Raw genomic sequence first — 12,648 nt, forward strand, 5'->3', positions numbered from 1 at the left:
AGCCCTATGGCACTGACTTAATGAGGATTAAACCTTGAGAGAAGTATCCATTTAGAAGATTTCATCAGCTTGGCGATCAAAAGGTTCAATTAATATTACGCTATTATTTTGCGTGATTCGATTAAACTGAGGTAGGTTAAAACTAATCGCAAGTTTCTCTTGCGTGATATTTTGTTGCTCTTTGGTAAATGTGTAGAAACGATATATTTCTCGAATTAATTGTTCTTCAGTTTGTTGGTCTTGCCAGTAACTAGAAAGGTGATTGTGCTCATCTAAGATATACACTTGAATCCCGGCTGTTTGCTGTTCTAAAAAGAACTGAACATAGCCGATACTGCCGTGTTCATAAATAATTCTCGTCAGTTTGTTCGTTGTTTGATGTTGGTGGGGCAGTTGGGTTAACGGTGCTTTGCTTAGTTGTTGGTATAGCTCGACTGCACTACTAATTGTTTTGAACTCTACTTTATCTTGTTGAAAAAAAAGACCGTAAAGCTTTCCAGCAACAACTAATGACTTGACTTGAATACCTTGTTTACTCGATTTTTTGTTAATCGCAATGCACTCTTTGAGTAAAAAGAGTACATGGTCTTTTAATAACACATCATGCTGTGCTGAAAGGCTATGAACACTAAAATCCGGTGTCGGGTCTGCGGGTCTAATTAAGCTAATTAAATGGCACAGCATCTTTAATATCGCCAGATCACCGTTAAAAGAGATGGCATGATGCTCATTCCATGAGTTGCGATAAACTAAATCAATACTAGAAACTAGACTGTGTTTTTTGCTTCCAATAGAAAAAATATTACTGATGAGCCAGTCCATGATTTGTGATTGGCCGTGAAAAGACGTTGTGTTATCGCGGCACATATTCACTAATAGTATGACTTTTTCGACTCGACTTGCTTGGGACAGCGCGCTTTTCGTTGCTTGACTTTTCACTGCAAACTCATCGCTTAGAATGTGAATTGCCTGATTCACTTTATGGCTTTCCTGAGCAATATCGATAGGGAGCTTTATTTGAGTTTTACTTGATACAATCTGATTAACGGCGGCCCAAGCGAGTAATTTAATGATCTTCTTGTCTTCGTGAATAATAGTATTCTTGCCATAAACCGGAGCTTGGTTTAACAATAGCCATTGCCGCTGTTGTTGTTTGTCTAAACCTCTTCTAAAAAATAGCTCATTGGTGCTTGTTCGAGCTTTGTGTTGCTGTGGTAGACGACTGATTTTTGTCGCTGACTCTTGGTAAGCAGAATATAGCTTACGGCTAAGTACTGTTAACTCTTGGGGGTAAAGTGCCTCATCAACATGATGGGTTTGCGCCATCTTTTTCATGAATTGATAGCTTTTTAATAATGCAGATACTAATGCTTGATGGTGGTGTTGAACATCGACGGGACTCCATCGTTCACAACGATCTAAGTGGCATATCTTTTTGTGGGTAAACCCCCATTGTTCAGTGAGTCCGGCTAAGATCTTCTGTTGATAATCGTAGTCATCAGCATTATTAATATAACTCAGCCCAGGGGCACACTTTAAATAAAAGCACTCCCGGGCTAACTCTAACCGCTCAAAGTCTTGCTGCTCTATTAAATATTTACTGACCCGTTGCAGTAATAATAAATAATGATCGGTGAATTTCCCCTTTTTAAGCTGTTGCTGAGCCTGTTGGCTTAATAGGGTTGTTTCTGGAAAATCATTAAAATACGACTCTAACAGAATGGCCTTGAGTAATGACTTTTCAGGTGAGTCAATGCCTTTATAAAGCTGCCACATCATTGCCCCAAAATACTCCTGGGCAGGAATGGGTTGTGGCTGACCAAAGTCTAGGTAATCAGTGGCTTGCTGTTGCTCCTTTGTATGCCAAGCAATAGGTTTTCCTGCCAGTGCTATCGCTGAACGATAAAACTCATCGAGTAACAACCAATGTTGCGCACTGCCACTTGACTCCTTGTCGAAACTTGACTTAATCTCTTGTTTAAACTGGTTGGTTGTTACAATAAATAAATGTAACTCAACACCTAATTGTTCGGCCCATTGTTCGATTAAATAGCACTTAGCTGCTATTTTCCTATTAATCTCTTCATTATTGTTGTCATTGATACATAGCCATACATCCCAATCTGAGTTGCAGCTTTGGCCGATGCTACCAAGGCTCCCTATCGTGTAAAGCCCATCAATTAACGGCTCGGCTTTGACTGAGTGGTATTGAAAATTAAAAAAGCTTTGAGCGAGTTGCTGGGCTTTTATGCTCGGTGTGTAATGAGATATTTGACATAAGGGTATGTCTGGATCGTAACTAGGCAAACAGGGATCGTTGCAATGGATTAACAGAGGGAGTAATTCACCCAATTGCTTATTTTGCGATGTTAGTTTATCTAACATTAAGCCGATATGGCGAGAGCGATCTATTGGTGTATCAAGGATACTACTATGTTGCGCTAGCTCTGTATGGTTCACCATGGCTACCTTAACTCGAAAGGGTACGCCCTATTTTAGCGAATAGTCTCTTTGTTTTACCACTGTTTTTTAGCTTCACTCATCACAGGCGTTCGCGCTGTTGTTATTTCGATAACGCTGTTATCTAACCGAAGCGAGTTTATTCTTTAGCCCATTGAGTGGGTAGCCTTTCTGATATGCCTTTTGGGCGGCTTTTTCTGCAGCGTTGTATTCACCAAGTTCAAAAAGTAATAAACCATAATTGTAATTTAATTCAGCGGCGGTAGGCGTTATTTTGAGTGCCCTTTGGTACACTTTTTTTGCTTCATTGAGGCGCTTTGTCGCTTGTAGGTGCATACCAAATAGCATGTATGAAACCGCATCTTTGGGCTGGAAGTATAATGCGCGTTTGAAATAGCAATCGGCATTATAAAACCCTTTTAAAAGCCCCCTTTGTTCATATTGTGAGACAGCATATAAGGCTTGATGATAGTTAGGAATGGCTCGTAAGGTGTAATCTAAATCACTGGAATGTCGTTTGCCTTGTAGCCGCCTGACGTTATCATTGAAGTGGTATTTTAGCACGACACCAAGCTTACTTCGATGCTGTGGATTAGTTGAATCAAAAGGGCCATAAGCATTGCTAAGCGGCTGCCCTTGCTTGATCCCACAGTGTTGATTATCCCTAATTGACTGGCCTTGACTAAAGAGAGGGAGAGCAATTAATGCCATTCCTAGCAAGTATTTAGCGCGATGAGATTTTTTCAAAACTTTATCCATATTTTTGAACTATTCTTAAACTCAGTATAGACATAATTATAAAAAAGATGTTGAACCTAACTAAGAATTGATTGAGGGGACGTGAACACTCATGGAGGATAAATCCGTTTTGTATGTGGCTTTTCATTACCCGCCGATTTTAGGCAGTAGTGGTATGTTAAGAAGCTTAGTGTTTACTCGTTATTTGGCACATCAAGGTTGGGATGTAAGGGTATTAAGTGTCTCGTTAACGGCCTATGAAAAATGGTCGCAGCAGCAAAAAGACCTTGTCCCGAGCCAAGTAAAAGTCATACGCAGCTTTGCTAGAGATGCTGCCAAGAGTTTTAGCTTTCGAGGGAAGTATCTTTCTTGGCTGGCGTTGCCCGACAACTGGCAAAGCTGGATCATTGGCGGTGTCGTATCAGGTCTTAGAGAAATTCGTCGTCATAAGCCTAAAGTCATTGTCTCTACTTATCCAATAGCAACAGCTCATATCATCGCTTATATCCTCCATCGCCTTACAAATGTACCTTGGGTCATTGATTTGCGTGACCCAATGGCACAAGTTGACTATCCAACCAACCCAATCAAAAAAAGAATCTTTCAGTGGATTGAGAGAGTGGCTGTTAAGCATGGTAGGTGCTTAGTGGTGACTACGGAAGGAACACGAAAGCTTTATCAGGCACGATTTCCTCAATGTGATGATGATTTTTTTAAAGTGATTAGTAACGGCTACGATGAGGAAATATTCAGGTCATTGGCTGTGCCCCCAGTGAAAATCAGCAATGGGGGAAATGATGACGCAGCAGATCCGGAACAGCCAATAACGTTGCTACATAGCGGTGTTATCTACCCAAGTGAGCGGGACCCGACGCATTTGTTTCAAGCAATAGCGACCTTAAAGAAACAGCAAAAAATTGATGCCAGTGAGTTGAGGATTAAGCTGCGTGCCGCAGGTCACTGTGCAGAGTTTAAACCGCTTATTAAGCAACTTGATATCGAAGATATTATAACGTTTTCCCCTATTGTTCCCTACAAAGAGGCGCTGGAAGAAATGTTTAGCGTCGATGGTTTATTAGTGCTTCAAGCCGCAAATTGTAATTATCAGATACCCGCTAAAGTGTATGAATACCTGAAAGTTCAAAAGCCCATTTTAGGGCTAATGCCTCAAGAAGGCGATACTGGACAATTACTTAAAGGGCAAAACTACCCCCGCGTTATCCCCCTTGATGACACCGAGCTGATCGCACAAGGGTTGATGGCATTTATAAACGATATTAAGACGCAAAACTTCAATATTCCTGCTGCACCTGCACAGCTGTCACGACAATATCAAGCGGCCAAATTTTGTGAGCTGTTAAAAGAAATAACGTAATTAATATGTTTATGGCAAGGTTGAGTTAGATGAATAAACCAATGATAAAAGGAAGCTAATATGCCTTCATCACTACAAAAGATTTCTGAATGTGACCTGATGTTTGCTTGGCAGCGGGATGTCTGCATTAAGTCTGACGAGGTGATTTCTCAGGCAGAAAGCTCGCAATATCAAGTGATTGTCTGGGGTAACGTCCGACCATATGGAGAAGAGCAATTGGCTAGCAATAAAGGGCGAGGAGCGGTTTGTTTACTTAATGCGCTTAAGCGCTATGGTCAGGGCTTTTACTCTCGTATTTCAGGCTTCTTTGCAGCGGTGATATATAACAAGGTTAGTCATAATATCGAGTTAATTACCGATCACGTTGGTTCGATGCCTTTATTTTATCACTTAACTGAGCATGAGCTTACCATTAGTAATAGTTTGAACGTGATGAATACTAGTGAACTGTCGCTTAACCCTCAAGCAATTTTTAATTATTGTTACTATCACTGTATTGCTGCGCCCACGACTATATATCAAGGGGTTTTTAAGCTCGAAGCGGGGCAGATGATCCGGATTGAAACGAATAATAAATTGACTTCAAAAGTGCTATATCAACCGCGCTATCAATATAGTGAAGAAGGAGATGAAGCATTATTTACGACATGTCGCTCGCTTGTTTCTCAGGCTGTAAAACAGCAGCTTAGTCCACAATGTGGTGCTTTTTTAAGTGGTGGGCTGGATAGCTCAACTGTTGCAGGCATGCTAAAGCAGGTCCAGGGCACGGCCAAAACATTCTCGATAGGCTTCGAGCAGAAAGAATATGATGAAAGTGCTTATGCGCAATTGACCGCGGATCATTTTTCAACGCAACACCATCGCTTAGTGTTACAACCTCAGGCGCTAATTGACAACTTTAAAGCGATTGCTAGTTATTTTGATCAACCCTTTGGTAATTCATCAGCGATGGCTGCATATAGCTGTGCTACATTTGCAAAGTCACATGGAGTAACACATTTACTTGCTGGTGATGGTGGTGATGAAATATTTGCTGGCAATGAACGTTATGCTCAGCAGCGCATCTTTGAGCATTTTCATCAGATCCCAAACATTGCTCAGCTTATACTGACAACGGCTTTTAGGCCTAAGGTACTGACGAACATACCGGGGCTTAAAAAAGTGGCTAGCTACTTAAAGCAAGCCAATGTTCCTTTGCCTGATCGTCTAGACAATTATAACTTTATGAATCAATTTCCACTGCAGGAAATGTTCACACCACAATTTTTAGCACAAGTGGATATCGCTGAGCCTCAAAAGCAAAGACAAGCTCGCTATAACCAAGCGAAAACTCAAAGCACTCTAGAGAAAATGTTGTTTTTAGACTGGCAACACACTTTGGCCGACAATGACTTGGTGAAGGTCAGTAAGATGTGCCAAAAGGCTGGTATTGAAGTGAGCTACCCTTTGTTAGAAAAGGAGCTGGTGGACTTTAGCTGTTGTATATCACCAGGTAAAAAGTTAGCGGGTAATCAGTTAAGAGATTTTTATAAGCGAGCATTTCGGGGGTTTTTATCCAATGAAACTCTGGAAAAAGAGAAACATGGTTTTGGCTTGCCTTTTGGGGTTTGGATGAAAGAAAGTAAGCCGTTGATGAAAATGGCAGAAGATGCTTTATGCCAATTAAATAAACGCAATATTTTTCAAGCACACTTTTTAAAGCAAGCATTAGGCAAGCATCAACAAGAACATACGAGTTATTATGGCGAATTGATTTGGATTTTAGTGATTCTAGAGTTATGGCTAGAGAGTAGGGGTTTATAAGGTGGGAGGATTACATCGATTATTTCAAGGTGTCGGTTCACTGTTTTCAAGTAATAGATTAAGCATCTTAATTTATCATCAAGTGTTAGAGCGTGAGGATCCATTTCGCTCAGATCTTCCGACAGCATTTCTGTTTAAGCAACAAATGGCATTGATAAAACAATACTTTACTCCGCTGGGGTTGGATGAAGCACTTGAATTATTGGCGAAAAAAAAGCTGCCAGCCAATAGCATTGTTGTAACGTTTGACGATGGCTATGTAAATAATCTCCAAATTGCAGCGCCGATTTTAAAGTCGCTAAACATACCTGCTACCGTTTTTGTCGCCACGGCATTTACTGACGGCGAGAATATGTGGAATGATAATATTATTGACCTTATCGCATTTGATGGCATTTGTGAGTTTGATTTTTCGTCAATTGGGTTAGGGGTTCACCAGGTCTCAAATCAACAACAGCGTTTATCGTTAATTAATAGCACCTTAGAAGCTCTCAAATATGTGCCTTATCAAGAACGCGCTAGTCGAGTTAAAGAAATAATGATGGCACATCAATTTGAAAACGCGTCATCGAAAATGATGAACTGGGCGCAGCTTGAGCAGCTAAACGAATATGGCGTCTCGATAGGGGCCCATACTGATGAGCATCCAATCTTAGCGGTATTAGAGTCAGAACAGCAGCAACAACAAATAGAGCGCAATATTGAGAAGTTGTCACAGTTGCCATATGTAAGATCCCCATTGCTTTTTGCTTACCCAAATGGTCGATTCGGTGAAGATTATAATGACCAGACGATGAGTCTATTATCTAAACTGGCCATTCCTTTCGCTGTTACGACTCATGCGGGGGTGTCTTCGCCGACGACAGACCCGCTACAATTACCACGATATACGCCGTGGCATAAATCATTATGGAAATTTCACATGCAATTACTACTAAATACATTTAATGTTCACCGCTAATTTTTTCACAAGGCTTAGCATTATCGGTTGAGTTGTTTTAAAATCGAGACCAATCAAAGGACTCGAACATATGAATAACAGGTATTTATTTTGCAATTAAAAATAAAGATTGAAGTGAACCCTACTCAAGAGCTGTTACGTTCTGATGTGAAACCGCCCTTTGACGTCATTAAAATTACTAAATTTGTTATTACCGTTCTTTTGATTATTATCACCATCGGCTATGTGTGCTATCGAGCGCTGATAACACCTGCTGCTCAACCAAAAATTGTTAATCAAGTTATGGCCGATGTATTAGAACCATCACAACCTATTGCTGAAAAAATTGAGCCTGAGATATCTCCTAGTGATAAGGCTATTGAGAAAGCTCCACCGCAAACCCTTGAGGGTAAAGTGTTGGAAGCGCAGGCTCCTGATAGGCTGATTAAAGCGGGTCAACCCGAAGAGCGTTTTTTGACCACACCCCATGAAAGCCCAAAAGCTGCATCATTGTCCACGCAAAGCTTAGCTACCAATGTGGTTAAGCAAGTTAAAGCTGTGGCTTTGTCAAACCATGCCGATAGAAGTTCTCAGCAAAATTCTCATATTGTCCGAGCGCAATTAACATCTGCTATTGTTGCACGAGAGCCGCTTGATAAGTTAAATAGTGCTATTTCTTTAGCTACAACTAATCAGGTTTATTTGTTTAGCGAAGTGAAGTTGCTTAATGGGCAGGATATATTTCACCGTTGGAGCTTGGAAGGTGAGGTTCTCGCTAATGTTAGGTTAAGCATTGATGGGGATAATTGGCGAACCTACTCAAGTAAGGCGTTTACCGATGACATGGTTGGCGCTTGGAAAGTCGAAGTAGTGAACCAGCAAAACGAAGTAATTCACTCAGTTAACTTTGATATCGCTCATTAGTTTATTTATTTTTATCTATCATTGCTAAGACAATGGGCAGTGATAATGTTAGTATTTGTAGTTATAAACCTTAAACGTCTTGGAAAATCTATGTCTGTTGAAATTGTGCGTATTGCCACAAGAAAAAGCCCATTAGCCCTATGGCAAGCTGAGTTTGTAAAAGCTGAATTAGAGCGTTTTCATCCGTCACTTAAAGTCGAACTTGTTACTATGGTAACTAAAGGCGATAAAATTTTGGATACGCCATTAGCAAAGGTCGGTGGTAAAGGCTTATTCGTTAAAGAGCTTGAAACAGCTATGTTAGAAGGTCGAGCTGATATTGCGGTACATTCGATGAAAGATGTGCCTGTTGATTTTCCTAAAGGCTTAGGGTTACATGTTATTTGTGAACGTGAAGATCCGCGTGATGCGTTTGTTTCAAACACATACCAATCAATTGAGCACTTACCACAAGGTGCTGTTGTCGGTACTTCAAGTTTACGTCGCCAATGTCAGCTACGTGCCTCTCGTCCTGATTTAGTCGTTCGTGATTTACGCGGTAATGTTGGTACTCGTTTAGGTAAACTTGATAACGGTGAGTATGATGCGATTATCCTTGCTGCTGCCGGGTTAATTCGTTTAGAGCTCGAACAACGCATCGCCTCTTTTATTGAACCAGAAGAGTCGTTACCTGCTGTTGGTCAAGGCGCTGTAGGTATCGAGTGTCGCGACGATGATGAAAGAGTTAAAGAGTTATTAGCTCCATTAGAACACAAAGAAACTCGAACTCGTGTGTTAGCAGAAAGAGCATTAAATAAACGCTTAGAGGGCGGCTGCCAGGTACCTATTGGTAGCTATTGTGTCCTTAATGGTGATGAGTTTTGGCTAAGAGCTCTTGTTGGTAGCCCTGATGGTAGCGTAATGTTACGTGAAGAAGCTAAAGGTCCCGTTGCCGATGCAGAGCAAACGGCAATTGATTTAGCTGACCGTTTACTTGAGCGTGGTGGGCGAGAAATTTTACAAAAAGTATATGCCCAAGAGTAATTTAAATTCTTTTGTCGGGAGCGTGCTTTTAACTCGCCCTCGAGGAAAAAATGAACCATTAGCTGAACTACTCTTAGCGAATGGGGTAGAATCGCATTGTTACCCATTAATAGAAATAGAGTTCCTGGCTACGCCAGAGCTGACCTCGTTAATCGGTGAGCTAACAGCAGATGATATTATTATCGCCATTAGTATGAATGCGGTTAACTCAGCAGCGAAGCAACTCAAGGCTTGCGGTCAACGTTGGCCACAACGGCCAACGTTTTTTGCAGTTGGCCAGGCAACGAGCCAAGCGTTTGCTGAGCAAGGGGTTGCTGCGGTGGTACCACAAGACCCCCGCACAGAAGGTTTGTTAGCTCTGCCACAACTACAAAGGCTTGATGGTAAGCGTGTTATTATCTTGCGTGGACTAGGCGGTAGAGAAACACTTGCTGAGCAGCTCAGATTACGCGGTGCTAGTGTTGATTATTGCCAACTATATCGACGAGTCAACATTGTTAGCGATAGTGCACTATTAATCGCTCAATGGCGGGACAAAAACGTTACAACTATAGTCGTAACTAGTGCAGAAATTCTACAAAACCTATTACATTTAGTGAATAATAGCCATAAATCATGGTTAGTTGAGTTAACTATTATTGTGCCAAGCCCTCGTGTAGCCAAGGTTGCTTTAGCACACGGATTGTCGAGAATCGTTATTGCCTCTGGTGCAAATGATCAAGCGATTTTAAGCAAATTATTGAAATTACAGAGCTCTCCCAATGAAAAAAAATAGAAACGCAAATCAGAAAAAATCTGGAAAAAATACCGCACAACAGGCGGAAGAACTGAAGGTTGTAGAAGATAACCTTGAACAGGGCAACGATAGTCTTGCACAGAACAGCGACGGTGTTGAGCTGGATACTGTCAACACAAAACAAGCTGAAGAAAAATCAGTGCCAGTGGATGAAAGTGCTCAACAAACAGATGGCGACGCTGAGCCACAGCCAAAAACTATCAATGAAGATGAAGTTTCTGTAAGTGAAGAACAACCAAAAATTGAGAAGAGTAGTGTTAGCGAACAGACTACCCCTGTTGATGTTAAAGCAAAGCCAGTTGAACCTGTTGTGGCAATGAGTGCAAACATTCCAACAGAACAAGAACTCGATAAAAAGTATAAAAATAAAGTTAGCAAGTTAGCTGTCTTTGCTATTTTCTTGATCTTATTACTTGCTGGTGGCGGTGGTTATGGCGGTTATTGGCTCTACAATGAGCTAGGTGATGACAAAGCTGCTATTAATGAGTTGAAACAATCTCAAGAAGATGAGTTTAGTAGCATGCAGCGCCAAACACAGCAAAAACTTCAAGCGCAACAGCAGTCAATTGCACAAGCGAATGCACAATTAAGCAAAGAAATTGAACAGCAGCAAGATGTTACTCAAATACTTCAGGATAAAGTCTTAGAGTTATCTGGTCGCCGCCCAAATGATTGGTTATTAGCTGAAGCCAATTATTTAGTTCGTCTAGCAGGACGTAAACTATGGCAAGAAAAAGATCAAAATACGGCCAGTGAGCTGTTAGCAACCGCTGATTTACGTATTGCGGAAATGAATGATCCATCATTGATTCATATTCGAAAGGCGTTAGCTAACGATATTGCATCGCTACAAGCGCTACCTAGCGACCAAACGGAAACATATGCATTAAAAATTGATGGCTTAATTAGTCAGGTCGATAACTTAAAACTAAATATGATTAAACTTGCTGACGCAGTAGAAGAGGGTGACTCTAAAGAGTTATCAAACTCCGCTGATGATTGGAAAGATAACTTAGAGAAAACATGGCAATCATTTAGTGAAGGCTTTATCACTGTTCGCCGTCGTACGGGTGGTGTTGAACCTTTATTATCGCCAAAGCAACAATGGTATTTAGAAGAGAATTTAAAGAGTAAATTAATCCAAGCCCAATTAGCTATTTATCGTCATCAACAAGATGCATTTGAACATGCAATTGAGTTGTCAACACGTTGGACTATGCAGTTCTTTGATCGCCAAGATAGCACCACTGAATTTATGTTGAGTGAGTTGGAAAAGCTGCATAAAGTATCAGTCAATATCAGCTACCCGCAACGATTAAAAAGCAGCACATTAATTACGGATGAGCTAATTACTCGTAATATTGGCCGTACTCGTACAGTGGAGCCTTAATCATGGTTAGATTATTAATTTTAGCGCTGATTATTTTTGCTGGCCTGTTTGTCGGCCCATTATTGATGGACCAAAAAGGTTATGTGCTTATTGCTGTCAATGATTGGACGATCGAGAGTAGTGTCGTTGTTATGGTGATGCTGATTCTGGTGTTTTATGCACTGTTACAGTTTGCGGAATGGGCTTTGGTAAATACATTAACGCTATGGGGGCGAACGCGCCATTGGTTTGGTTGGCGTCGTCACCGGATTGCCAGAGAGAAAACGTTTACCAGTGTGTTAGAACTTGCCAGTGGTCAGTATCTTGCTGCAGAAAAGAATAGTACTCGCCATGTTCGTTTCAGCGAGCAGCCTTTGCTTAACTATTTAACAGCGGCGAAAGCTGCGCAGCAGCTTGGAAAGCTTGAACAACGCGATCAATACTTGGCAGCAGCTGCTGACATCGACAGTGAAAATTTAGCATTAAATACAACTAGGTTACAGTTACAAATTGAGGAAGGTGGTTTCGACGCCGCTTATGACTGGTTACAAGATCAGCCGTCTCAAGTTCTCCAACAGCCTGAAATTATGCGTTTATCGTACAAGGTCTATGAACATTGTGAGAAATGGAATACCTTACTTGCAATGCTAGATAAGCTTAAAAAACTTCAGGTGATTGAAGCGGAAGTTGTAGAACAGCTACGTATAAAGTGCTACCAAGGTTTGTTAAAGCAAGCGTCGCAGCAGGGCTTAGAGGCTTTACAAGCCAGCTTTAAATCCGTACCGCGTAAATTAAGAAATGAGCAAGCCGTATTTGGTCGTTATGCTTTATTGATGGTTGATTTAGGTGATTACGAAAGTGTTGAAAAAGACTTATTTAAACGTTTAACTCAAGATACTTCAGAAGACTTGCTAAACGTTATCAATGCTGTTGATGGCGACCATGTTGAAGCGTGTAAAGACAAGTTGTTGAAATTAGCTCAACGTGAAAATAAAGATGCATTACTTGCAACTGCTACTGGTCAATTAATGGTAAAAGCTAAAGATTGGGAGCAAGCAGTATACTGGCTTGAGCATGCGGTTAAATTAACGCCGAGTGCAACCTTGTATAACCAATTAGCGGCTGCACAGCTTGAGTTAGGTAAAGAAACAGATGCTCTTGCTAGCTTTAAAGAAGCTGCATTTTTATATTAAGGAATGAATGATTTTAAATAGGGATCG

Annotated in this window: 10 protein-coding genes; 8 read left to right on the forward strand and 2 right to left on the reverse strand. The window is 41.0% G+C overall.

Going from position 1 to position 12,648, the window contains the following annotated elements; genetic code table 11:
• Window positions 1–51: 51 nt before the first annotated feature.
• Both Q8W26_RS00130 and Q8W26_RS00135 read right to left on the reverse strand, forming a co-directional pair.
• Complete coding sequence (locus Q8W26_RS00130) at window positions 52–2,463, reverse strand: class I adenylate cyclase (protein WP_101212662.1); 2,412 nt, start codon at window positions 2,461–2,463, stop codon at window positions 52–54.
• Between the two features lie 117 nt (window positions 2,464–2,580).
• Complete coding sequence (locus Q8W26_RS00135; RefSeq protein ID WP_305471807.1) at window positions 2,581–3,207, reverse strand: tetratricopeptide repeat protein; 627 nt, start codon at window positions 3,205–3,207, stop codon at window positions 2,581–2,583.
• A gap of 103 nt (window positions 3,208–3,310) precedes the next feature.
• Between Q8W26_RS00135 and Q8W26_RS00140 the strand changes: the two genes are divergently transcribed.
• The 8 genes from Q8W26_RS00140 to Q8W26_RS00175 all read left to right on the forward strand — a co-directional run bounded on the left by Q8W26_RS00140 (window position 3,311) and on the right by Q8W26_RS00175 (window position 12,621).
• Window positions 3,311–4,573, forward strand: a complete 1,263-nt coding sequence (locus Q8W26_RS00140; RefSeq protein WP_101212666.1) for a glycosyltransferase — start codon at window positions 3,311–3,313, stop codon at window positions 4,571–4,573.
• A 60-nt stretch (window positions 4,574–4,633) separates the two neighbouring features.
• Window positions 4,634–6,376 (forward strand): asparagine synthetase B, encoded by a 1,743-nt coding sequence (locus Q8W26_RS00145; protein WP_305471810.1) that lies wholly within the window; start codon window positions 4,634–4,636, stop codon window positions 6,374–6,376.
• Between the two features lies 1 nt (window position 6,377).
• Entirely contained in the window at window positions 6,378–7,337 is a 960-nt protein-coding gene (locus tag Q8W26_RS00150) for a polysaccharide deacetylase family protein (protein ID WP_101212668.1), read from the forward strand.
• Window positions 7,338–7,427: 90 nt separating this feature from the next.
• Window positions 7,428–8,240: a DUF2914 domain-containing protein gene (locus Q8W26_RS00155; protein WP_101212670.1), complete on the forward strand. Its 813-nt coding sequence runs from the start codon at window positions 7,428–7,430 to the stop codon at window positions 8,238–8,240.
• A gap of 90 nt (window positions 8,241–8,330) precedes the next feature.
• A complete protein-coding gene (hemC, locus tag Q8W26_RS00160; RefSeq protein ID WP_101212671.1) occupies window positions 8,331–9,263 on the forward strand; it encodes a hydroxymethylbilane synthase in 933 nt (310 codons plus the stop codon).
• A gap of 22 nt (window positions 9,264–9,285) precedes the next feature.
• Window positions 9,286–10,038: a uroporphyrinogen-III synthase gene (locus Q8W26_RS00165; protein WP_305471815.1), complete on the forward strand. Its 753-nt coding sequence runs from the start codon at window positions 9,286–9,288 to the stop codon at window positions 10,036–10,038.
• A complete protein-coding gene (locus Q8W26_RS00170) occupies window positions 10,025–11,449 on the forward strand; it encodes a uroporphyrinogen-III C-methyltransferase (RefSeq protein WP_101212675.1) in 1,425 nt (474 codons plus the stop codon). Before Q8W26_RS00165 ends, Q8W26_RS00170 begins: the two co-directional genes overlap by 14 nt.
• A 2-nt stretch (window positions 11,450–11,451) precedes the next feature.
• Complete coding sequence (locus Q8W26_RS00175; RefSeq protein WP_101212677.1) at window positions 11,452–12,621, forward strand: heme biosynthesis HemY N-terminal domain-containing protein; 1,170 nt, start codon at window positions 11,452–11,454, stop codon at window positions 12,619–12,621.
• Window positions 12,622–12,648: the final 27 nt, after the last annotated feature.

Origin of the sequence: Psychrobium sp. 1_MG-2023, from assembly GCF_030689115.1 — a bacterium.
Taxonomy (GTDB): domain Bacteria; phylum Pseudomonadota; class Gammaproteobacteria; order Enterobacterales; family Psychrobiaceae; genus Psychrobium.

What these genes read in the sequence shown, in the direction of transcription:
- Q8W26_RS00130 (WP_101212662.1), bottom strand. Translation starts at nt 2,463, where the DNA reads ATGGTGAACCATACAGAGCTAGCGCAACATAGTAGTATCCTTGATACA.
- Q8W26_RS00140 (WP_101212666.1), top strand. Translation starts at nt 3,311, where the DNA reads ATGGAGGATAAATCCGTTTTGTATGTGGCTTTTCATTACCCGCCGATT.
- Q8W26_RS00145 (WP_305471810.1), top strand. Translation starts at nt 4,634, where the DNA reads ATGCCTTCATCACTACAAAAGATTTCTGAATGTGACCTGATGTTTGCT.
- hemC (WP_101212671.1), top strand. Translation starts at nt 8,331, where the DNA reads ATGTCTGTTGAAATTGTGCGTATTGCCACAAGAAAAAGCCCATTAGCC.
- Q8W26_RS00170 (WP_101212675.1), top strand. Translation starts at nt 10,025, where the DNA reads ATGAAAAAAAATAGAAACGCAAATCAGAAAAAATCTGGAAAAAATACC.
- Q8W26_RS00175 (WP_101212677.1), top strand. Translation starts at nt 11,452, where the DNA reads ATGGTTAGATTATTAATTTTAGCGCTGATTATTTTTGCTGGCCTGTTT.